Here is a 658-nt window from a genome sequence, read left to right on the forward strand (position 1 = left end):
ATCGACGCGTTGGTCGTTTGATGCGCCAAAACAACATTTATGCGGTTAGAACCCGCAAGCATAAGGTGACAACTGACAGCAACCATACTTTTAATATAGCACCGAATTTGCTGGATCAGGATTTCACAGCTGACAAACCTAATCAGAAATGGGCGGGTGACATCAGTTACTTATGGACACGAGAAGGATGGCTATATCTGGCTGTCATAATCGATCTTCATTCACGGCGCGTTGTGGGGTGGGCTGTCAGCGACCGTCTGAAACAAGATCTTGCATTACAGGCATTGAACAGAGCCATTGCTTTGCGCAATCCAAAGCCCGGCTGCATTCATCACACAGACCGCGGTAGTCTATACTGTGCTCATGACTATCAAAGGCGACTGAAGCAGCTCAAATTCCAGGCATCAATGAGTGGAAAAGGAAACTGCTGGGATAATGCTGTGTCAGAAACATTCTTCAAAACACTGAAGGCGGAGCTGATTTGGCGACATGCCTGGCAAACACGTCAGCAGCTGACCGATGCGCTTTTCAAATACATCAATGGATTTTACAATATTCGCAGAAGGCATTCGACGCTCGGAGGAATATCGCCCGCTCAATTCGAACAGATAACCGCCGAAACGAGATAAAGAGGCGGAAATAAAACGGGACAAGTCCA

Annotated in this window: 1 protein-coding gene; it reads left to right on the forward strand. The window is 47.3% G+C overall.

The features are described from left to right. A partial coding sequence (locus tag HBA93_RS17930; RefSeq protein ID WP_221724197.1) for an IS3 family transposase occupies window positions 1–629 on the forward strand: 629 nt, incomplete at its 5' end. Window positions 630–658 lie beyond the last annotated feature (29 nt).

It is taken from the genome of Ochrobactrum sp. SFR4 (assembly GCF_019730395.1).
Taxonomy (GTDB): domain Bacteria; phylum Pseudomonadota; class Alphaproteobacteria; order Rhizobiales; family Rhizobiaceae; genus Pseudochrobactrum.